We start from the raw sequence: 23,047 nt of genomic DNA on the forward strand, positions 1-23,047 counted from the left end.
AACATAGAGGGTTGTCGTCAACGGACTCCCTGCATTCTGCTCAGTTTTGTGCCGCACATCTGGGAAATAGGCACCGCTGAGAGGCCTTCAAAGCTTCACGTTAGGTCAGGGGCAGTATGTTCATGTAAGATCATTGCCCACTGTTTTGCCACCAAGGACCACCCAACGAATGCAAGAGATCAACCTCTCAAGGAGGCTGCAGTGCTATCGTTTTATCTGCCGCTGGATTCTACCGATTGGATTCATTGCATTACTTAGTGGTCTTGTGTTGCTACCGGAACGTAGCATCTACCACAAGTTTTTTTATGCCTTGGTTGCTGCTCCCTGTGCCCTAGCTCTGATTCTGGAGCCTTCACGAAACAAATTGATCTGGAAAAACCCACTGATCATTTGCTTCCTGGTCTTCTCCTGCTTGGCATTGCTAAGCATCGCGTGGTCTGAAACAGACACGAAAGCAACAAGCCTCATCAAACGACCGCTCTACATAACTTTGCTGTTCGCTGCCGCCTGCCTCGTTGTGCTCGAATCACGTCAGCGCCTAGTGAATGCCATGTTGCTGGCAGCAGTGGTCATAATTCCCCCTATCACCTACAGCTTGTTCGAGTTCATATCAGCCCATGGCCTTACTGGGCGCTTCATCGGCCCCGGCGCCCTTGATAATCCTCTCCTTAGCTCCCACCTTTTCGGCTTTTTTTTCATTGTCTGGCTTACGATGGGGATGACTCAGCCCCCTAGGTATTGCCTGTTCGCACTCTTGCCGCTCTGTATATTGGGAGCAGCCATCGTGGCTACGGGCTCCCGCACGCCGTTGGTGGCCACCGCCTTGGCATGCTTGTGGCTTATGCTTACATGCTGGAACAAGCGCGCATTAACATTGGCTGCAGTGGCGCTACTCAGTCTGGCGGCGATATTGCTGCTACACCCGGACTTGATATCCAACCGAGGCTTTTCATACCGCCCCTACCTGTGGGGCCAGACCCTCAATCTGATCAAGGCGGAGCCTTGGTTTGGGCACGGCTTTGACACGCCGCTAAGTATCTATATCGAAGCCCAGAAAACACTCTTCAGAGAGCCCCACAACCTGACCTTAGCGGTTGCCTATTACACCGGCTGTGTCGGCCTAGCCCTGTGGCTTGCGATCCACACACTCGCCCTATGGCAATGTTGGAAAAATAAAAACGACTACCTGTTTATCGCCTGCGGGGCCTTGATGGTCTATGGCTTGGGTGCCGGTATAACTGAGGGTGGAGGCCTCTTGGCCCGTCCGAAAGAACACTGGTTTTTAACGTGGATACCAATCGCGTTGATCATCGCTTTCAGTGTGCGAAAACTGTCCCTCAGCCCTAAAGGCCAAATGACCAAACTGTGTGCAACAGACCTCAATGGTCTAGCGCACAATGCATTGGTACTTGAACAAGACGGCCTGGGTCCCAAAGTACTTAAGCTAACCGATGACAGCATTCTCAAGCTATTTCGTAAGCGCCCCTTGCTTTCACGCGAGTCGCTGAATCCTTATGCCTGCCGGTTTGCTGAAAACGCCAAACACCTTCAGCAGCTGGGATTCACCTGCCCAGATATCCTCCATGTTTACTGGCTGGATGACCCAGTTAATGGGACTGCAGTACACTACAGACCACTCCCTGGTCAAACTTTGCGTAAAGCAATCGAAAACACCGACTCGGAAGAACGTCACGCGCTCGTACAGCGGTTTGGTGAGTTGTTGGCAAACCTCCACGCCAAAGGGGTCTACTTCCGCTCTGCCCACCTAGGTAACGTCCTGCTTTTACCTGACGGCAATCTAGGCCTAATTGATCTTGCTGACATGCAGATCAGCGGCAAGCCCCTGACCCGAGGTAAGCGCCGACGCAACCTGAAACATATCCAGCGCTATGAGCAAGACCGGCACTGGCTGTTCGAAGAAAATCTGGATGCATTCAAACGCGGATACGCAAGCAAGAACGCCAAGGCGGCATCCCAACTATTCAGCACCTAAACGCTGATTCGACAGAATAACGCGTGAGCCTGGTCTCAGGACTCACGCGCGCGGGCGTAACGTAGAAAGTCATCTAAGCGATCGCTGCATAGCAACGGGCTGATTTCACGCAATTCTTGTTCCGGCCAATCCCACCAGGCTGTCTGCAATAGCTGCTCGCATAGATCTGGAGCAAAGCGCCAGCGAACATGCTGCGCAGGATTCCCAGCAACGATGGAATAGGGTGCAACGTCTTTCGTGACTACCGCACCCGCCGCTACGACAGCACCATGCCCAATGGTGACGCCGGACAAAATCATGCAATTGGTACACAACCAAACATCGCTACCAATCACAACATCCCCACGACTGACCGCGTAATCAACCACATCCTTCGCCTCGTCAAACATGACGGGAAAAGGATAGGTTGTGATCCAGTCCGGACGATGATGCCCGCCCAGAAAAATTTCTACGTTTTCAGCAATTGACGTGTAACGACCAATCCGCAGCGTACTGCCTTCTTTCCAGTCGTGGACAAGCGGTAGGCCATACGTTCCCACCCCTATCTCGTAGTCTGGGTAACGCTGCAGAAACTTTGCTGCACCGCGCAGGAATTTCGGCAGCCGCCGAATTTCCTTTTTTTGGCGTTTTTGCTTAAAACGTGAAAACCAGCCCATAACATCAGGCCTTCTCTATCGGAGAAAAATACAACCGCATCAAGCCTCGCCAGGTTTTCTTAGTCCAATGTCGTAGAGGTATCTGCCGCAACAACTCTCTAGCGAGCTCATGATCACGGTTCGACACTTTGAGAAACATCGAATTCAAAAAACGCATGCGGACGGATTCATACTGCGGGTGCTGCTGATATTGAGCGTATATCCCAAGTATGCTGTCGATCATGAATCGGTGATTTTTGTAAGAGTTAGTCGCGTGCTTACGATACTGGGCCAAAACCTCCCCTAGGCAATCAATGAAGTAGCCTGCATGGGTAATTTTCAGCTCGATAGCCAGATCCTCTAGACGAATTTCGGGATCGAACCCCCCAACTTTCTCTAAAGCTTCCTTGCGAATCATCAGTGTAGTAGCTGGTGCGTAGGGCTTACGCTCCATAAAGACATCATCGAAGTCCATACGCCGAAACGGCACATCACGCCGCTGCCGGTGCTCTGGAAAAAGCTCGCCATTGGAGTCAATCAACTCGATATTGCCGGCACATATACCAACCTCCGGCTTGCCCTGCATGTAAGCAACCTGCTTGGCCAAGCGTTCTGGCAGCATCACATCATCAGAACCGAAGGGCACAATCAGAGATCCCTTGCTTCGAGCGATCGCCGAATTCAGGGTTCGCGTCAAACCCTGATTTTTCTGAACCTGAAAGTCGAAACCATACACAGCCTGCAAGCGCTGAATGCGCTCTACACTGTCATCCGTCGAGCCATCATCGACCACCAACAACTCAACATGCTCGTACGTTTGCTGCACCACACTAATGATGCACTGCTCGATGTAGGGGGCGTGGTTATAGGAAGCGATGATTACGCTAACCAAAGGCATTGACTGGGTCATATCGAGCGCCCCACTTCTTTTAGAGAGCGTTCAATCAACAGCAGGTATTGCTCTCGGAATGTTTCAATATCGTGATTGGTGCACAGGTAGTTGTAGGCTTGCTCGCCCTTGCTGCGTAACTGCTCGTCACTCAGCTGCAAGTAGGAATCCAAAGCAGCAGCCAGTCCGTCTACATCTTTCGGCGCAACGGCAATACCACCCGCCCCTTCGATCAACGGCAACATTGCGGGTACGTTTGAAGCAATAACAGGCAAGTGCCCACTCATACCTTCAAGCAAAGCCAGCCCCAAGCCCTCCGCCAGTGAGGGCATAGTCCACACATCAAATGCACGGACATACTGCAGTGCATTCTCACGAAAGCCCAGCATATGTACACGTTCCTCAAGTCCCAATCGACGCGCCTCTTCAAGTAGCGGCAGCTCTTCGCGCCCCTTTCCGATAATGGCAAGATGGACTTGTGGATAACGGTCCTTGACCTTAGCAAAAGCTTGCAGAAGGTAAGTGTGCCCTTTAACACGCACCAGCCGCCCCAGCGCTCCGACCATACGCACATCAGTCGGCAACCCAAGCAAGCGGCGAGCCTCTTCACGCGAATGTTGCAGAGCTGAGGCCTGCTCGATATCAATGGCGTTGGTAATTGCAACTGTATTGGCATCTGTAAAGCCGCATTTGCAATCCAACAAGTATTGCTTCACTGCTGGCGACACACCGACAAAACGCCATGCTTTGTCAATTAGGCGCTTAGCCTGACTGCGCCTGTAATAGCGGTCATACTCACCAAAGCCGTGTGAAATGCCAATACAGAGGGGCACCTTCAGCCAACGGTTGAGCTGCAGCAGCATATTGACGGGTTTAAAGCGGTTGCAGATGACCACATCGAACTGCTCTTCACGGCAAAAGCGGTAAAGCCGCCACAAGGCACGCAAGCGCATACCCTTAAGCTGTTTATCACTGAACTCAAAATATACGGAACGATCTGCTTTACTGACCGGTTCGCTAGGGCCAGGCTTACCGCGCAGAAAGGCCGCCACAGTCTCGTAGCGGTCCCCTGGCAGAGCCTTGATTATTTGCTCTGCTAAGTCAGCAAAATCATGAGTTTTGACATTGTAGTCGGGCTGTAGCTGTAGAACCTTGGTACGCCTAAGCATTATTTCTCACACTCGAAACCTTGGGGACTTACAGACCAAGCGTGGCTTTTAGCCAAAGTAGCTGATGCGTCCAACTCCGCTTGAGGCACCTTCTTCCAGGCTTCCTGCTTCCAGACGATAAAGTGAAAGTAAGGAAACTCGCGGACACCATCACGATTATTAGTGAGCTTACCTGTCCGCCAGTACCACTTCTCGGGAAAGGCGCGACTGCCATCATGCCAGCTAATCCGCGCGCAAGGCGTGCTAAAAGCCTCGACAAACTCACTACGACGATAAAAAGGGTTAAATAGGGTGCCAATAATTTTCTGCATCACATCCGGCAGATTCTTGTTACGCAGGAATAAACGCGTAAACGCACCCTCGTCCAAAGCCTGATGCTTAGGATCACAGAAGCGCTCTTTCCACTTGGGGATCTGCTTGAAGGCCTCGCGCATACGGGCATTATTGCGTATGAGACAGAGGTGACCCGAAACCCGGCGTGCATGAGTTGAATACAGATCGTAGCGACTCAAACGCTCATCCGTGAAATAGGCTCGAATATCACCATATATGAGGTCAATATCTCCAAATCCCCAAAAGTCATACCCTTGCAGATCATCCTGATGAATCAGGCCAAACGCCGGACGGATATCACACAGCTTATACGCTCTGTCAGGACGAAAATCTGCGCCTAGCTTCTGGGAAACCAACGCACAGTACTCTGAAAAGCTCATCCTGACCAAACGCACATTTTCCGGACAGTCCTCTAGCTCCTCACAGTCGCTATAGAACACCCAGTTCACCGTCGGATTGAAGCGGCAACTCTGGAGAAAAAACGGCATCCAGAATGGCCATTTGCCAAAATACGGCATCACCAAACAAATACTAGGTGAAGCGCTTACTCCATTCATTGCATGATCCAAAATGTTTTACTTATAGACGCTCAGCGAGTTGGGTCGATATTCTCAGCCACGCTCAACCGCCATCCTGTATATCACTAGCAAGAGCAGGGCGGCCTAAGTCAGCCCCAGAGCGATGTGAGCCGCACCTAAGCAAACGACTCAACACATGGCATTTGATCGCTCCCACCTTTGCTGACACTGTGCTCTGGCTCCATGCCCCACGCAGCCACACCCTCAGTTTTACTAATAGCCCCAAACACTTATCGATGACCAATAAGTAGAGCACTGGGCTACACGCAATCACGATCGCATGCGAGATTGATCTTAGGACAATATGGATGATTCGCACTCAACCAATCCACAGACCTACTGTCACTCTGTTTCTCCGATTAACCCACCAAGACGATTCTTGGCAGAATCGAAGCTCGAGTCATAGCGACAGAGCACGCTCGTAAACCCAGCTTGCATCTCAAGAAAGCTACTTCAGATTCAATTTTCTGCGCCCCAAAGGTGCCGCCCTAAAGCGAACCAACCTGACCGACAGCTCCTTTAAATAGCAGACTGAGCTCACGGCTTCAGCCACATAGACTAACCAGCTCTCAACCCAGAACAGCGCGAAAAGATAATGATCGAAAGTGACAAGCGCCACTATGCAAAACCAAACTTATTGGAAATTGCGAACAAATGCCAAATTCCAGAATACGCGCTGAGCCGCCTCGTCACTAAATCGCTCCGCTAAGTGAGACTCGAATAGTGACGAATCAGTAAGCGGCTTAGCACTTTGCTGAATCAAGCAGAACGACAGCTTGTTAGCATCCGCAAGAGGGAACAGTTGCCCAACTCCCTGCACCACCTCACGCCCGCCGCCGCAATCCGTGCCGATCACCGGCACTCCGGCAGCCATTGCTTCAAGCAGCACCATACCGAACGGCTCGTGGTCAGAGCTCAAGACAAATACATCAAATGCCCTGAAGTAGCAGCGCCCTTGCGGAACCTGCCCGAGGAAGCGGACGTGATCAGCTACAGCCAGTTCTTGGGCAAGCGCCTTGAGCTTGCCCTCAAGTCTGCCGCTTCCCATGATGGCCAGCAGGCTACCAACTGGCAGTTGCGGTAGGGCTTGAGCGAAACCACGAATCAGGGTGGCCTGATCCTTATCAGGGTGCAAACGCCCTACGTTACCGACTACCCAAGCATCTTGCGGCAGCCCGAGATGCTCCCGGGCCTGCACGCGGCTAACCTGCTCAGCCTGAACGGCAGCAACATCAATGCGGTTATAGAGGGTCTGAATACGTTCAGCAGGCCACTGCGGCAGGCAGTCGCGCATATCATCGCGCACCGCATCGGAGACACCGATCAAACTAAGACGCTTGCGGAAGAAGTTAGCGAACAGCTGCCGCGAACGGCGTCGATAGTCACCGAATGCGTGATGAATCCCCAATACCGGAAGGTCACTCCCCAGCAGGGCGACATAAATCGGCTTAAAGCGGTGGGCAATGCACAATTTGAAGTTGCGCGTTGCAACAATCCGCTTTAAATCACGAATTGCTCCTAATTTTAGACCGCGCACCTGACGGCTAGAGTAATCAAGAAAAACAACCTCATCCGAGGCCGAACCCTGTTCAACCTCAGCACTTGGTTTACCGGTCAGGTAGACGGTACACACCTTGTACGCAGTCCCGGAAAACAGGGCTGCGTACTGACGAGCGCAACCCAGAAACGGGCCATCATATCCATGACAGAACTGCAAAACCCAAAGATCACGCCCCGTTGAATCAGATGCTGTCATACCAGTCCTTGCCATCCTTAACCACCAGAATGTCCTCCATGATCAGGTACTGCAGATCCGAGCCATAGAACATGTTCAAAGCATCGGTAGGCGAGCAAATCATCGGTTCGCCACGACGGTTAAGCGACGTGTTGAGTGACACGCCGTTGCCGGTCAGCTTCTCCAGCTCCAGCATCATGTCGTAATAACGCGGGTTGTATTCCCGCTTGAGTACTTGAGCACGGGACGTGCCGTCTTCGTGGACCACTTCGCCGACACGGGTTTTCCACTCTTCATTCACTTCAAAGGTGAAGGTCATGAATGGGCTCGGGTGATCCACCTTGAGCATCTGCGGACCAACGGTATCCAACATCGACGGGCAGAAAGGCCTCCAACGCTCACGGAACTTGATCTGCTCATTAATACGGTCAGCAACACCGGGCACACTCGGGCAACCAATAATCGAACGGCCACCCAGTGCACGCGGACCGAACTCCATACGGCCCTGGAACCAAGCCACAGGATTGCCATCGACCATAATCTTGGCGATGCGTTGCGGCATATTGTCGATCTTCTTCCACACCGGCTTGCTCGGGTGGCGAGCACAGGCCGCAATCACATCTTCATTGCTGTAAGACGGGCCGAGGTAAACGTGCTCCATCTTCTCCACCGGCACACCGCGCTGGTGAGAAACATAGGCAGCCGCACCTACTGCAGTACCGGCGTCGCCGGAAGCAGGCTGGACGAACAGCTCCTTAACTTCGTCGCGGGCGATGATCTTCTGGTTCAGCTTGACGTTCAGCGCACAGCCACCAGCGAAAGCGATCTTGCCGGTCTGTTTGATGATGTCACCCAGGTAGTAATCCATCATTTCCAGCGCCAATTTCTCGAACAACGCTTGCATGCTGGCGGCGTAGTGGATGTACGGGTCATCAGCGATATCGCCTTCACGCTTCGGCCCCAGCCACTCGATCAGCTTGGGCGAGAAGTAGTAGCCTTTCCCCTTCTCTTTGTAGCGGCGCAGACCGATGACGTTGGCGTAGTCAGTGTTAATCACCAGTTCGCCGTTTTCAAATTTGGCCAGGCGGGAGAAGTCGTACTTGCTGGCGTCACCGTAGGGCGCCATGCCCATCACTTTGAATTCGCCATCGAGCATTTCAAAGCCAAGGAACTCAGTGATCGCACCGTACAAGCCGCCTAGGGAATCCGGATCGTAGAACTCTTTGATCTTGTGGATCTTGCCGTTTTCGCCATAGCCAAAGAAGGTCGTGGCGTACTCACCCTTACCGTCGATGCCCATGATCGCCGTCTTCTCGGTGAAACCCGAGCAGTGATAGGCGCTGGAGGCGTGGGCCAGATGGTGTTCGACTGGCTCGATTTTGACCTTCTTGGTGTCGAAACCCAGTTGTTCCAGGCACCAGACGATCTTGTTGCGGTAGCGCTTATAACGGCGGTTGCCCATCAGGATCGCGTCAAGGGAACGATCCGGCGCATACCAGTAACGCTTGGCGTAGTGCCAACGAGCCTTACCGAACAGGCTGATTGGTGCGAACGGAATCGCCACGACATCAACATCGGACGGCTTGATACCCGCCTGCTCAAGGCAGAACTTGGCTGACTCGTAAGGCATGCGGTTCTTTGCGTGCTTGTCGCGTACAAAACGCTCTTCTTCAGCAGCGGCAATCAGTTTTCCGTCGATATACAACGCGGCGGAAGGGTCATGGCTGAGCGCGCCGGAAAGGCCGAGAATCGTCAATGCCACAGGTCTAACCTCATTTAAACAGGCTCACCGGCTTCGGGAGCCGACGGTATACGTTGATCCAGCAACTGATGCAGGGCTGAGTCAGCCGGCCAGTTGCGCAAAAAGCGTGCGCGGTCGCGGGCATAAGCCTTAGCAAAACCGCTCGCGCTGTGGTGTTGTTGCATGGCGTCTAGATCTATCAATGACCAGCGCGCCAACTGCTCGTCCCAGATGACGTTATGACCTTTAAGATCGCCGTGGCTAATACGCTCTCTGAGCAAAGCCGCAAACAGTCGATCAAGCGCCAACAACTCCGATTCTGGGGGTAAAACGACTGCATCCTTGAGTGTATAAGGCTGAAAACGCTCGATTATATCCTGCCCGCCGCAGTATTCGGTAATCAGGTAGGCACGACCGCGCAACCAGCACCAGCGCCGCTCAACCACCGCCAGCAGCTCAGGCGTGGCAATGCCCAGCAGTTGCAAGCGATGCCCTTCGACCCAGCTGTGCCAGGCGCGGCTAGGACGCCAGAAGCGTTTAAGCCAGTGCAGCACACCTTTAACGTTATAGCGTTTGACCACCAGCGGGCGGCCTTGCAGTTGCACCTTGGCGACCGTCGCGGCACCTCCGGTCTTATAGACGTGGCCCTGATCAGTCAGCAGATCAAGGTTATTGAGCAGTGGCTGCAACGTGCTTTCGTCTTCCCGGCGCACGACCTGAAGCCCAAAAGCCCCGATCTTTGCCGCGAACAGCGTGCAATCGCGGGCAATCTTGCGTAGATAGTCACGCAAACGCCACTTACGAACTTTTCCGACTTCTTTCAGCAGCGCCTCAAGCGGCAGGGCATGTTCGCCATTGGCCAGCAAATAGTGAACCAGCAACTCCTCAGTCCACGGCGTCAGCTCGGCGGGCAACTGCGCAAAAAACACCCCCAAATTGCTCAGCACCTTGTCTCTGGACAACGGCTTACCAGCCACTTCCACTTCAACGCCTCCGCCATCAATAACGAAGAGTTGACCGTTGTGACGCATCAGGTTGTCCAGGTGCAAATCCGACTGCCACAAGCCCTTGCTGTGCATCGTGGCGATTGCAGCCAGCGCCTCCCCCAGGACGGCCTGCTGCGCATCACTGAGCTGCGGCTCAGTCTCGACCGCACGCCAGGCATCCCACAGGCTTTCCGCACCATCGAGATAATCGAACAGCAGCCAGCCACCCTCGCCTTCGCGCAGACCATCGGCTACCAACAGCGGTGTTATTAACTGCTGCTCAGCGAGCAAACGTGCACCCTCCAGCTCACGCTGGAAATGCCGTGCCGCCTTGCTGCCGACCAGCAGCTTGGCCAGTACCCTACGCCCCCGCCACGTTGCCTGGCCGACATATCGCTGGCCCGGTAATACACGTAACCAACGCTCAATTGTCAGTTCGGAAATACCCGCAGCATCGGCCAGTTCAAGTTGCAAAGGCAGTACAGGAGTGCGGCCAGCTCCAGCCAGATCGGCCAATTTCATCGACGCGACTCCTTATTCCGGCGACGAGCCCCCAACTGGCTCGCCCACGACTCAACATCGCCCTCATTGCCAAGGTAGGCTGCGAGAAAATGCTTCAAGTCATCCACACTCCACACAGACGCTCGGCGTAAAAGCGGCTCAATGTCCTTGATCCGATCACGACGACCAAACAGCAGCGGCCGGGTCTTTTCCAGATCAATCAGGCGCGCTTCAAAACCATCAGCCACTTCACGCAGAAAGATGTGCTTCGGGTAGAAACAGCCATGCATCTGTCCGGCTTTATGCAGCTGACGCGCCAGCGCACCACAGGCTTTGAGAATCGCCTCACGACGAGCAGGCTCAAGACTCATCCACTGGGGCAGCCAGGCATCCAGATCCTGCCAGCCATCTAGCGCGCGGGTCAGCAGAATGGCACGACGCTCACTCGCCACTTTTCGCTGAGCGAAAAAGGCAGCCTCAAGTGCCGGGATACCCATCTGCGCATAACGCTGGATATTGCGAAACTCACGGGCAAAAGTCGGTTCCCCCAGCGGATGCAACAAACTACGGGTCAAGTGATTGCTCTGCCGCTTCAGGTAGTAAGCCGCATCGCCCAGATCCAAGCGATACACACTACTCCAGCCGCCACGCTCGGTGTTTGGCTCGTCGACGGCCTCCAACTTCAATGCCCATAAGGCATCGAAATCGGTCAGACCATGCTGCTGCAACAGCTCACGATCGGCAGCGGCCAGAAAATCACTCATTCTCTACCCTCAAAAAATCCGACAATACGGCGGATTTGTTTTTTCTGCTGCGCATCCAACCGCTGGCTGCGCTGATATTGCAGGTAAAAGCGCAACCGCTGTGTACGGCTCAACCGATATTTGGCTACCTTATCCAGACACGCCAAATCCTTGATGATTCGGTAGTGTAGAAACGGTCCAAACCAGAAAGCCCCCGTAGGGCAGTCGATCAGAAATAGCTCAGCCCGATCATTGACCAGCAAATTACGCCACTTCAAATCATTATGAGCAAAGTGATGATCATGAAGAGTACGCGTCGCCTTCGCCAGTTGCAGACTGACGGTTTGCACCCATGCAGAATCCGCTAAGCGCGGGTCATTATGGTCGGCGATATACGCCATATCCTGGGTATTAACCAACTCTCGAGTAATCAGTGCACCGCGGTGAAATGAGCCGAAGCGCCGCTCCATGCCATAGCCGACAATCGGTGCGGTCGGCACCCCCCACTTAACAAAGTTCTTAAGATTCTGCCACTCAGCCTTAACCCGCGGACGCCCTATAAAACGCCGCAGACCTTTACCGCCGCCCCAGTAGCGCTTGACGTAATAACGCACGCCACCGAACTCAACCAGAATCACCTCAGAGAGCGGATCCCAGGTCAGCCGCTTGCCTTGCAGTGCAAACACATCATCAAGACTTCCGAACACCTGTTGCAAACTGGCGTATTCGAGCTCCAGCCGCCAATGTGACATCAACCTCTCCATTCGCACTTAAAGAAAGCAGCCAGACACAACGTATGTGCTCCGACTCGCCTTAAAAATCAAATTAAACCCCGCTTACAGCGCATCTCCGTAGCGCTGCTTGCGTTCATATAGTTTGCTTGCTTTATGTTGCAGCCTTTTCAGCAAGGCCTGTTCTTCCGTTAACACTTGCCGCAAAGGCTGCTGAAAGTAGTGACGCAGAAAGCGCATCGTGTCGCGCTTGGTGAGCCCGATATCCAGCACAGAGAAGTACAGCGCCGCTAAATCCTTATTGCGCCAACGGATTGGGGTTTTATCGCGCACCTGAGCACGGTGCAGGTCAATCACGGACAAATGCAGCTCATCAGGACTTACAGGCTTATCCGTGTGCAGCAAAAAGTGGCAGATATAGCAGTCCCGGTGGTTTACCCCCGCTCGGTGCATGCCGCCTACCATTTCCGCCACACGGCGGATAAGCGCCCACTTCAAACGCGGCTCAGGCGGCTGCTTTGCCCAATTCAGGCTCAGCTGTTCCAGATCGGTCGTCGGCGCCAACTCTTCCGTGATGATAAAAGAGTGCTGGGCCGCGGGATTGCTCCCCCGCTCCCCAAACGCGACCGCAGTCATGGTCGGGATACCGGCCTGAGTCAGGCGCTCAATGGCCTGCCACTCCTGCGCGGCACCCAGTACCGGCAGTTTAGCGGTGAGCAGGTTCTTGACGATCTCGCCCCAGCCAATACCCCGGTGGATTTTGACGAAGTAGCCGCGCCCATCCACTTCGGTGCGCAGCGTGCGCCGGCCTTCCAGCTCGCGGTACACCTGCCCTTGCAGGGCCTCTACGGCTTCGAAGGGATCACGCCCAGCCCAGAGGCTGGCAAAGGGTTGTGCCAGTTCGAGCTTCATGGTTTTGTCGCCAGAATGATGTCAGCCGCGTGCTGCGGCATCGAATACAGGTCAGCTTTTTCAGCATAAGCCAGACCGTTGCGAGACCACTGCTGCCGCTGGGCCGAATCAGACAACATCTCAGCCAGCAGAGCATCCAGCTTGCCCTGCTCAAACGGACTTTGCAGCACGCGCCCGGCATCCGCTTCGGCGATGTAGTGGGCGTAGCCGCACACGTCCGTTACCAACACCGGCAGCCCAGCCACCAGTGCCTCCAGCAACACAGTGCCGGTGTTCTCGTTGTAAGCCGGGTGAATCAGCAGGTCAGCCCCCAGCAGGAAGCGCGGAATATCGCTGCGACCTTTGAGGATATCCACCTGCCCGGAAATGCCCAGCGCCTTGGCTTGCAGCTTGAAGGCACGAGGATCGTCCGCACCAATGGCAATCAGGCGAGTGCGTTTTTTCAGATCAGACGGCAGCGCAGCCACTGCTTTCAGGCTGCGATCCAGCCCCTTGGTCTTAAAGCCAGAGCCGATCTGCACCAACAACAGATCATCCTCTGCCAGTTTGAATTCACGACGGAATTCAGCCCGAATCTCAGCCGCATTGGCCGGTGCCCGGCGATCCAAAGCGATGCCCGGTGGCAGCAGATGAAAGCGCTCAAGCGGCGTGTGGTAATGCTTGATAAACAGCGGCTGCTGCACTTCCGAAATCATCAGAATCTCGGTTTTGGATTCCGGCGCAAATACCGCACGCTCGTAGTCGGCAAAGTGCTTGTAGCGCCCGCCCAGCTTGTACAGCGGGTTGCGCAGTGTCTGGGCTTTGTCTTCGTAGCAGCCATCCGCCGCGTAATACACATCCAGCCCCGGCATTTTGTTAAAGCCGATCACCCGATCCACCGGGCGCTTGGCCAGATCAGCCTCAACCCAAGCGGTCAGCTTCTCGTTGCGCTTGTGGTTGAACAGCGCCTTGACCGGCACCACTACCACATCAAAGCCCTCCGGTACCTCACCTTCCCAGATCGGTGTGTAGACCCGAATGGCATGCCCGCGCGCCTGGCACTCCAATGCGATACGCATAAAGTCGCGCTGCAAGCCGCCAAAAGGGAAGTACTTATAGAGGATAAAAGCCAACTGCATCAGATAACGCCCTCTGCCAACAGCAACGCTTGCAACTCAGTAGCTACACGTTGGGCCGGCAGGCTCTCAAAACAAGGTTTGTTGCGATCCCCCAGACCGGCATTCGGCCCGGTGGCACACAAATGAATTTGCGAACGCCCGTAAGCGCCCACGCGGCCCGGCAAGGTCGGCCCGTACAGCGAAATACTCGGCACATCCAGCGCTGCCGCCAGATGCCCCAAACCGGTATCCACCGCCACGCAGGCGCGGGCACCAGCGATTACCTTAGCTACGCCAGCCAGATTCAGCTTAGGCAACACCACGGCATTCGGGATGCCAGCAGCGATGCGTTCAGCGCGGGCCTTCTCAGCCTCACTGCCCCACGGCAGACGAATCCCCCAGCCCTGCTCACTCATGGTTTCGGCCAGCTCACGCCAGTTTTCTTCCGGCCAATGTTTGCTCGGCCAAGTCGTGCCATGCAGGAACAACAGATACGGCTCCTGCCCACCAGCAGCCATCTGGGCCCGGTTGAGGCCGTAATCCGCCACAGTAGTCGGCAGCGGATAATCCAGCGCTAAAGCAAACAACTGACGCAGGCGCTCCAGTGCGTGTTGCTCTTTGGGCACCGCATAATGCCGATCGTAAAAACGGCAGGCGGCAGGCTCCCGGGCCGAGTTTTTATCCAACCCAGCTACTGGCGCCGACACATAGCGGGTCAGCAGCGCGCTTTTGAGAAGGCCCTGAGCATCAATCACCAGATCATAACGGCGTTCACGCAGGCGCTGCTTGAAGCGCCCCCACTCGCCGGAGAGCAGCGTTTTGAAGATATTTTTACGCCAGCGACGAATCGCCACCGGTATCACTTGGGCAACCGCCGGATGCCAGGCTGGGATTTCCGCAAAGCCTTCTTCCACCACCCAGTCGAACTGAATCCCCGGAATGGCCCGGGCAGCGTCAGTCAGTGCTGGGAGGGTGTGCACCACATCGCCAAGCGAGGAGGTTTTGATCAGTAAAACGCGCAACTATTGGACCTCAACCGGATCAACAACCAGACGACTCAGCGCCTCAATCACCGCCCGTGGCTTGAGTTGCCCCAGGCAGTTGTAATGGCCGAAACGGCAAGTCCGTTCAAAACACGGGCTGCACTCAAGCCCAAGGCGTACCACCTCTACCTGCTCGGCTAACGGCGGGGTAAAGCCCGGCGAAGTGGAACCATACACGGCCACCAGCGGACGATTCAGCGCCGCCGCCACATGCATCAACCCGGAGTCATTGGACACCACTGCATCAGCGCAGGACAGCAGATCAATCGCCTCCGCCAAACTGGTTTCCCCTGCCAAGTTGTACGACTCTTCGCGCAGCCCCGGAATCAGGCGGGCACGAATGTCCTCACCGACCGGGTGATCATTCTTCGAACCAAACAGCCATACCTGCCAACCCTCGCGGATTTTCAGCTCCGCCACCTTGGCGTAATGCTCGCTCGGCCAGCGTTTGGCTTCACCAAACTCAGCCCCGGGGCACAGCGCCAGCACCGGACGATCCAAGGTCAGACCGAACTTGCTCAGCGCGGCCACGCGACTGGCAGGATCAATTTGCAAGCTGGGGCGCGGATACGGCTTGGGCAGCTCGGCGTTGGCGTCATAGGCCAGCGCCATAAAGCGCTCGATCATCAGCGGATAGCGTTCTTTATCCAGCGCACGGATGTCGTTGAGCAGGCCGTAACGCAGCTCGCCCTTCCAGCCGGTGCGTTTAGGAATGCCAGCGAAGAACGGCACCAGCGCAGACTTCAGCGAGTTAGGCAGCAAAATCGCTTGGTCGTATTGCCCGGCCAGGCTCTTGCCGATTTTGCGCCGCGTGGCCAGCTCCAGCACGCCATGCCCGAGCGGGAAGCTCAGCGCCTGACGCACCTCGGGCATACGCTCAAGAATCGGGCGGCTCCAGTCCGGCGCCAGCACGTCGATTTCGCAGCCGGGATGGCGTTGTTGCAGGCACTGAAACAGTGTCTGCGCCATCACCATGTCACCCACCCAACTCGGGCCTACGATCAGTATTTTCATGCCACTTCCAGAAACGACCAAGGAGGCTTGCGCCCCCTTGTTGTTACTTAGATTAGTTTTTGCGCAACCAATAGCGCGTCAGCAAAGGCTAGACCTTACTTGACCAGCGTACGCCATTCAGCGTGAGCGTCGGTCTTGCCGGTAACCAGATCAAAGTAAGCGGTTTGCAGCTTCTCAGTAATCGGGCCACGACGACCAGCGCCAATCTGACGACCGTCGACTTCACGGATCGGCGTCACTTCAGCCGCAGTACCGGTGAAGAAGGCTTCATCAGCAATGTACACCTCGTCACGGGTGATACGCTTCTCAACCACCTTCAGACCATGCTCTTCAGCCAGGGTCAGGATGGTGCTGCGGGTGATACCGTTCAGGCAGGAGGTGACTTCCGGGGTGTAGATCACGCCATTTTTCACCAGGAAGATGTTCTCGCCCGAACCTTCTGCCACATAGCCTTCCGGGTCCAGCAGCATGGCTTCATCAGCACCACCGGAGATGGCTTCTTGCAGGGCCAACATCGAGTTGATGTAGTTGCCGTTAGCCTTAGCACGGGTCATGGCGATGTTGACGTGGTGGCGGGTGAAGGAGCTGGTGCGCACCTTGATGCCAACTTTCAGGGCTTCGTCGCCCATGTAGGCACCCCAGTGCCATGCCGCCACAATCACCTGAACTTTCAGGCCAGTGGCGCGCAGGCCCATGGCTTCAGATCCGTAGAACACCATCGGGCGGATGTAAGCGCTTTCCAGGTTATTCTCACGCACCGCAGCACGGGTCGCTTCGTTGATTTCTTCTTTGCTGAACGGAATCTTCATACCCATGATGTGGGCAGAGTCGAACAGACGGTCGGTGTGCGCTTCCAGACGGAAAATCGCAGTGCCTTGCGGCGTGTTGTAAGCACGCACGCCCTCAAACACGCCCATGCCATAGTGCAGGGTGTGAGTCAGTACGTGAGTAGTCGCCTCGCGCCACTGCACCAGTTCGCCGTCATACCAGATCACGCCGTCACGATCGGCCATAGACGCTATCGACATAGTTCCTACTCCTCAATTCTTATTACTGGATTCACTGGCCTGCTTCAGGCCAGCGCGAAAGTCTTTAATTAAGGCCCAGTTCCCGCCAGATGCGCATCACCGTGCGCCGCTCGCTCTCGAACTGATCCCCGCTTACCACCCCAGGTTGCTTCTGCAACGCCTGGCGGTGCGCCACCGAACGGTAGGCTTTGTAAATATCCTGTAGCAGACGGGCATCTTCACCCGGCAGCAAACCCACTCGTTCCAGCCCTTCCAGAATGCGGATGTTATCAGTGAACTCCAGCAGTTCCGGGTACTGATTCGACCAGGCAAGAGCCGCGTATTGCACCATAAATTCGATATCGACGATACCACCGGCGTCCTGCTTGAGGTCATAGCTGGTACTGGCGTCAAAGGCATTACTCGCCGTACCGGCCACCGTGGACTTGGAACCCAGGTTATCGCGCATCTTGGCACGCATCTCACTGACTTCCGTTCGCAGCTTATCAAGATCGCGCTCACGCCCGAGCACCTGCGCCCTGACGGCCTCAAAGGCTTTGCCCACGCGCTCGCTCCCCACCAACACCCGCGCCCGCACCAGCGCCTGATGTTCCCAGGTCCAGGCCTCGCCTTGTTGATAGCGCTCAAACGCACCGAGGGAACTGACCAACAGCCCGGCAGCCCCGGAAGGACGCAGACGCATATCCACTTCGTACAACTGCCCGGAGTTGGTCTGGGTGGTCAGCAAATGAATGATGCGCTGGCCGAGGCGATTGAAGAACTGCGCGCCGTCGATGGACTTGGCACCATCGGTCTCCGCCTGCGGATCACCATCGTGGATAAACACCAGATCCAGATCGGAACCATGGCCCAGTTCGATACCGCCCACCTTGCCGTAGCCAATCACGATGAAGTCCGGATCGCACAAACTGCCATCGGCACGGCGCGGCGTGCCGTATTTGCTCACCATATGCCGCCATGACAGCGCCAGCACCTGATCCAGAATGGCCTCAGCCAACCAGGTCAGGTAGTCGCTCACCTTCATCAACGGCAAGGTTCCGGTGATTTCCGAAGCAGCAACGCGCAGGCCATGGGCCAGCTTGAAGTGGCGCAAGGCCTCCATCTGCTGTTCCAGATCCTCCTCAGGAATACGCATCAACCGCTCACGCAGCTGTGCCGCCAACTCTGGCGCCAATGGCGGTTTGAACAAACGACCTTCGTTGAGCAGCTCGTCGAGCAACAGCGGGAAACGCGCCATCTGCTCGGCAATCCACGGGCTTGCCGCACACAGCGTCAGCAGGCGCTGCAAGGCATTGGGGTTTTCTGTCAGCAGTACAACATAAGCCGAACGTCGGGCAATGGCCTCGATCAGCGGCAAAACCCGCTCAAGCACCAGATCAGGATTATCCTGCTCGACGATCTTCGCCAGCAGACGCGGCATAAACGCGTCCAAACGCTCACGCCCCAGACGCTGCATGGTGCGCACCTGCACGCTGCTACGCAGGCCCATCAACCGTTGCCAGGCGGATAGCGGTGACTGGAACCCGGCTTCTTCAAGTTGGCGGCAGGCGTCGTCCTCTTCCTGACGGTCTTCCCAGAGCGGCAGCCATTCGCCCCCCACGATGTCTTCAGAGTCGTCGTCTTCGTCCGGGTCAGAAATCACCCCACGGAAATGCCAATCCACCCGACCACGCCAGAACATCAGCTTGTCGTGGAAGGCTTCCCAGCTGTCGAAACCCATAATGAACGCCACACGGGCACGGGTCAGATCGTCCTCGGGGAGCATTTGCGTCTGGCGGTCATCAATCGCTTGCAGCGCATGCTCAACGTAACGCAGGAAGATATAACCCTCGCGCAGCTCATCCGTCACCGCTTCCGGCAGATAACCTTGGTACTCCAGGGTTTGCAGCACCACAAACAGCGAGCGCTGTTGCAGGCTGAGGTCGCGGCCGCCGTGGATTAACTGGAACGCTTGCGCCACAAACTCCACTTCACGGATACCGCCCGAGCCGAGTTTGATGTTCTCGGACATGCCCTTGCGCCGCACCTCCTGTTGAATCAGCTGCTTCATCGAGCGCAGCGCTTCAATGGCAGAGAAGTCCAGATAACGCCGGTACACGAACGGCCGCAGCATATTCAGCAACTGCGCCCCCGCAACCTGATCACCACCGACCACACGGGCCTTGATCATGGCGTAGCGCTCCCAGTCGCGCCCCTGATCTTGGTAATACTGTTCCAGCGCATTAAAGCTGTAGACCAAAGGCCCGGCTGAGCCATAAGGCCGCAGGCGCATATCGGTACGGAACACAAAGCCGTCTACGGTGATCACATCCAGAGCTTTGATCAGCTTCTGACCAAGCCGGGTGAAAAACTCCTGATTATCCAGCGAGCGTTTGACCCCCTCCGTCTCGCCGCCTTCGGGATAGCCGAAGATCAGGTCAATATCCGAGGACAAGTTGAGTTCATGCGCCCCCAGTTTGCCCATCCCCAGAATGACCATGTGCTGCGGCTGCCCGCTACGGTTGCCGATGGGCGTTCCACTTTGAGCACACAGGCGCTGATACAGCCAGTGGTAGGCCAGATCGACACAGACATCAGCCAGATCAGACAAGTCCCGACAGGTTTCCACCAAATCAGCCTGGCGACTGATATCGCGCCAGATGATGCGCAACTGCTGGCGGTTACGGAAACGCCGGAGTCGCCGCCCGAGCTCATCTTCATCCTCACAATCTTGCAAAATCTGCTCAAGCTGAGTGCGCAAACTACCGCTGGTCAGGCTGGCCTCCAGTTCGCCAGCAGCCGCCAATTGCAGAAACATTTGTGGATCACGCTGAGCCTGCTCAAGGACAAAGTCGCTGGCCGCAACCACTCGTCGCAAGGTTTCGCGACGATGCTCCGGCCAGCTGTCGAACTGCTCCACAGCTTCAATGGAATGAGCAGCAAATGCTTGCTGCAAAGACTGTTCGCCACGGGCGACAAGGGGGAGCAACGCAGCAGGTAAAGCGGCCAGCGCGGGCAGGCTCATGGTCTATCCTTTTTAGCGTTCTGCGAGAGCCAGGACACACCTCAGAGTGGGACGCGACTGATGCGGTTTACCTGGAACTGGCAAATTAATATGTAGTGTAACTACGCACATTTGTGTCTAGAGGGCTGAAATTAGCGTCGGAATGTAGTAAAACTACAACTAGCCGCTTATACCCGGCCAACCCAATAATTTGCGCAGCCGCTCACAAAGCTGGCTGCGGTATCTGGCCTCCGATTCTGGAAGCCTTTGAGCCCTGGAGCAAGCCATGCAAGACCTCGATCCCGTCGAAACCCAGGAATGGCTGGACGCCCTTGAGTCCGTCCTCGAAAACGAGGGTGAAGACCGCGCACATTATTTGATGACCCGCATGGGCGAACTGGCCACCCGTAGTGGCTCACAATTGCCATACGCAATCACCACGCCCTACCGCAACACCATCCCGGTGACTCACGAAGCACGCATGCCGGGTGACCTGTTTATGGAGCGCCGTATCCGCTCCTTGGTGCGCTGGAACGCACTGGCCATGGTGATGCGCACCAACCTTGAGGATTCCGACCTCGGTGGTCACATCTCCAGCTTCGCCTCCTCGGCCACGCTGTATGACATCGGCTTCAACTATTTCTTCCAGGCCCCGACCGAAGAGCACGGCGGCGACCTGATCTTCTTCCAAGGCCACGCCAGCCCAGGCGTTTATGCCCGCGCCTTTATGGAAGGCCGCATCAGCGAAGACCAGATGAAGAACTTCCGTCGTGAAGTCGACGGCAAAGGTCTTTCCTCTTACCCGCACCCATGGCTGATGCCGGACTTCTGGCAGTTCCCGACCGTATCCATGGGCCTTGGCCCGATTCAGGCCATTTACCAAGCCCGCTTCATGAAGTACCTGGAAGCGCGTGGCTTTATCCCCGCTGGCAAGCAGAAAGTCTGGTGCTTCCTGGGTGACGGCGAGTGTGACGAGCCGGAATCCCTCGGCGCCATCTCCCTGGCGGGCCGCGAGAAGCTGGACAACCTGATCTTCGTCATCAACTGCAACCTGCAGCGCCTCGACGGCCCGGTTCGCGGCAACGGCAAGATCATCCAAGAGCTGGAAGGCGTGTTCCGTGGCGCCCAGTGGAATGTAAACAAAGTGGTCTGGGGCCGTTTTTGGGACCCGCTGCTGGCCAAAGACGTCGACGGCCTGCTGCAACGCCGCATGGACGAAGTGGTCGATGGTGAATACCAGAACTACAAAGCCAAAGACGGCGCTTACGTACGTGAGCACTTCTTCAACACCCCAGAACTCAAGGCCATGGTTGCTGACCTGTCCGACGACGAGATCTGGCGTCTGAACCGTGGCGGCCACGACCCGTACAAGGTCTACGCGGCCTACCACGATGCGGTTAACCACGAAGGTCAGCCGACCGTTATTCTGGCCAAAACCATCAAAGGCTACGGCACCGGCTCCGGTGAAGCGCAGAACACCGCGCACAACACCAAGAAAGTCGACGTGGAAAGCCTGCGCCAGTTCCGCGACCGCTTCGACATCCCGGTCAGCGACGACCAGCTTGAGCACCTGCCTTTTGTTAAACCCGAGGAAGGCAGCGCCGAAGCCCGTTACATCGCCGAACGCCGCGCCGCGCTCGGTGGCTTTGTGCCGCAGCGTCGCCGTAAGAGCTTCAGCATCCCGACACCGCCGCTGGAAACCCTAAAGGCCATCCTCGACGGCACCGGCGAGCGCGAAATCTCCACCACCATGGCCTTCGTGCGCATCCTCGCGCAGCTGGTCAAAGACAAAGACATCGGCCAGCGCATCGTTCCGATCATCCCGGACGAAGCCCGTACCTTTGGTATGGAAGGCATGTTCCGTCAGCTCGGCATCTACTCATCCGTAGGCCAGCTGTACGAGCCTGTGGATAAAGACCAGGTGATGTTCTACAAAGAGGACAAGAAAGGTCAGATCCTCGAAGAAGGCATCAACGAAGCGGGCGCAATGAGCTCCTTCATCGCCGCAGGTACCTCGTACTCCACCCACAACCAGCCGATGCTGCCGTTCTACATCTTCTACTCGATGTTCGGCCTGCAACGTATTGGCGACTTGGCCTGGGCCGCTGGCGACAGCCGCACCCGTGGTTTCCTGATCGGCGGCACCGCTGGCCGTACCACCCTGAACGGTGAAGGCCTGCAGCACGAAGACGGTCACAGCCACGTACTGGCTTCCACTATCCCGAACTGCCATTCCTATGACCCGACTTACGGCTACGAGCTGGCGGTGATCATTCAGGACGGCATGAAGCGCATGACCGAGCTTCAGGAAGACGTTTTCTACTACATCACCGTGATGAACGAGTCCTACCAGCAGCCAGCCATGCCGGCCGGTGTAGAGCAAGGCATCATCAAGGGCATGTACCTGCTCGAAGAAGACAAGCGCGAAGCCGCCCACCACGTGCAACTGCTGGGCTGCGGCACCATCCTGCGTGAAGTCCGCGAAGCCGCGAAGATTCTGCGTGACGAGTACAACATCGGCGCCGATGTCTGGAGCGTCACCAGCTTCAACGAACTGCGCCGCGACGGCCTGGCCGTTGAGCGTTACAACCGTCTGCACCCTGGCCAGAAGCCGAAACAGGCCTACGTACAAGAGTGCCTCAGCGGCCGTAACGGCCCGGTTGTAGCCAGCACCGACTACATGAAGATCTTCGCTGAACAGATTCGCCAGTGGGTACCGAGCAAAGAATACAAAGTGCTGGGCACCGACGGTTTCGGCCGCAGTGACAGCCGCAAGAAACTGCGCCACTTCTTCGAAGTGGATCGTCAGTGGGTTGTTCTGGCTGCACTGGAAGCACTGGTTGACCGTGGCGAAATCGAAGCCAAGGTTCTGGCCGATGCCATCGCCAAGTTCGGCATTGATCCTGAAAAACCAAACCCACTGGACTGCTAAGGAG

Annotated in this window: 17 protein-coding genes; 2 read left to right on the plus strand and 15 right to left on the minus strand. The window is 56.0% G+C overall.

The annotated features are described in order from the left end of the window. Window positions 1-169: 169 nt before the first annotated feature. Entirely contained in the window at window positions 170-1,993 is a 1,824-nt protein-coding gene (locus WG219_18360) for an O-antigen ligase family protein (GenBank protein WXL25243.1), read from the plus strand. A gap of 35 nt (window positions 1,994-2,028) precedes the next feature. Here the strand turns inward: WG219_18360 and WG219_18365 are convergent, their stop codons facing one another. The 15 genes from WG219_18365 to glnE form a co-directional block, all read right to left on the minus strand. After that, window positions 2,029-2,649 (minus strand): CatB-related O-acetyltransferase, encoded by a 621-nt coding sequence (locus WG219_18365; protein WXL25244.1) that lies wholly within the window; start codon window positions 2,647-2,649, stop codon window positions 2,029-2,031. Window positions 2,650-2,653: 4 nt separating this feature from the next. Beyond that, window positions 2,654-3,538 carry a glycosyltransferase gene (locus tag WG219_18370; protein ID WXL25245.1) on the minus strand — a complete coding sequence of 295 codons (885 nt, stop codon included), beginning with the start codon at window positions 3,536-3,538 and terminating at the stop codon, window positions 2,654-2,656. Further along, entirely contained in the window at window positions 3,535-4,686 is a 1,152-nt protein-coding gene (locus WG219_18375) for a glycosyltransferase (protein ID WXL25246.1), read from the minus strand. The genes WG219_18370 and WG219_18375 overlap by 4 nt, the downstream gene beginning before the upstream one ends. Further along, a complete protein-coding gene (locus WG219_18380; protein ID WXL25247.1) occupies window positions 4,686-5,576 on the minus strand; it encodes a DUF6625 family protein in 891 nt (296 codons plus the stop codon). Before WG219_18380 ends, WG219_18375 begins: the two co-directional genes overlap by 1 nt. 655 nt (window positions 5,577-6,231) lie before the next feature. Beyond that, the gene (locus WG219_18385; protein ID WXL25248.1) at window positions 6,232-7,353 is read right to left on the minus strand and encodes a glycosyltransferase; all 1,122 of its coding nucleotides are present in this window, start codon (window positions 7,351-7,353) and stop codon (window positions 6,232-6,234) included. Continuing rightward, the gene (locus tag WG219_18390) at window positions 7,340-9,094 is read right to left on the minus strand and encodes a carbamoyltransferase (GenBank protein ID WXL25249.1); all 1,755 of its coding nucleotides are present in this window, start codon (window positions 9,092-9,094) and stop codon (window positions 7,340-7,342) included. Before WG219_18390 ends, WG219_18385 begins: the two co-directional genes overlap by 14 nt. 14 nt (window positions 9,095-9,108) lie before the next feature. Next, a complete protein-coding gene (locus WG219_18395; protein ID WXL25250.1) occupies window positions 9,109-10,581 on the minus strand; it encodes a lipopolysaccharide kinase InaA family protein in 1,473 nt (490 codons plus the stop codon). Beyond that, window positions 10,578-11,324: a lipopolysaccharide kinase InaA family protein gene (locus WG219_18400; GenBank protein WXL25251.1), complete on the minus strand. Its 747-nt coding sequence runs from the start codon at window positions 11,322-11,324 to the stop codon at window positions 10,578-10,580. The genes WG219_18395 and WG219_18400 overlap by 4 nt, the downstream gene beginning before the upstream one ends. Further along, on the minus strand, window positions 11,321-12,055 hold the full coding sequence (locus WG219_18405; protein ID WXL25252.1) for a lipopolysaccharide kinase InaA family protein: 735 nt from the start codon (window positions 12,053-12,055) through the stop codon (window positions 11,321-11,323). Before WG219_18405 ends, WG219_18400 begins: the two co-directional genes overlap by 4 nt. An 84-nt stretch (window positions 12,056-12,139) precedes the next feature. Next, window positions 12,140-12,946, minus strand: a complete 807-nt coding sequence (rfaP, locus tag WG219_18410) for a lipopolysaccharide core heptose(I) kinase RfaP (GenBank protein ID WXL25253.1) — start codon at window positions 12,944-12,946, stop codon at window positions 12,140-12,142. After that, window positions 12,943-14,064, minus strand: a complete 1,122-nt coding sequence (locus tag WG219_18415) for a glycosyltransferase family 4 protein (protein WXL25254.1) — start codon at window positions 14,062-14,064, stop codon at window positions 12,943-12,945. Before WG219_18415 ends, rfaP begins: the two co-directional genes overlap by 4 nt. Continuing rightward, window positions 14,064-15,065, minus strand: coding sequence for a lipopolysaccharide heptosyltransferase I (waaC, locus tag WG219_18420; GenBank protein WXL25255.1), 1,002 nt, complete (start codon window positions 15,063-15,065; stop codon window positions 14,064-14,066). Before waaC ends, WG219_18415 begins: the two co-directional genes overlap by 1 nt. Continuing rightward, on the minus strand, window positions 15,066-16,100 hold the full coding sequence (gene waaF / locus WG219_18425) for a lipopolysaccharide heptosyltransferase II (protein ID WXL25256.1): 1,035 nt from the start codon (window positions 16,098-16,100) through the stop codon (window positions 15,066-15,068). A 95-nt stretch (window positions 16,101-16,195) separates the two neighbouring features. Next, entirely contained in the window at window positions 16,196-17,128 is a 933-nt protein-coding gene (gene ilvE / locus WG219_18430) for a branched-chain-amino-acid transaminase (GenBank protein ID WXL25257.1), read from the minus strand. A gap of 64 nt (window positions 17,129-17,192) precedes the next feature. Then, the gene (gene glnE / locus WG219_18435; protein ID WXL25258.1) at window positions 17,193-20,132 is read right to left on the minus strand and encodes a bifunctional [glutamate--ammonia ligase]-adenylyl-L-tyrosine phosphorylase/[glutamate--ammonia-ligase] adenylyltransferase; all 2,940 of its coding nucleotides are present in this window, start codon (window positions 20,130-20,132) and stop codon (window positions 17,193-17,195) included. A 265-nt stretch (window positions 20,133-20,397) separates the two neighbouring features. Here glnE and aceE point away from each other — a divergent pair, with 265 nt between their 5' ends. Beyond that, entirely contained in the window at window positions 20,398-23,043 is a 2,646-nt protein-coding gene (aceE, locus tag WG219_18440) for a pyruvate dehydrogenase (acetyl-transferring), homodimeric type (GenBank protein WXL25259.1), read from the plus strand. Window positions 23,044-23,047: the final 4 nt, after the last annotated feature.

The sequence above is a fragment of the Pseudomonas mendocina genome (assembly GCA_037482215.1).
Classification (GTDB): Bacteria; Pseudomonadota; Gammaproteobacteria; order Pseudomonadales; family Pseudomonadaceae; genus Aquipseudomonas; species Aquipseudomonas mendocina_E.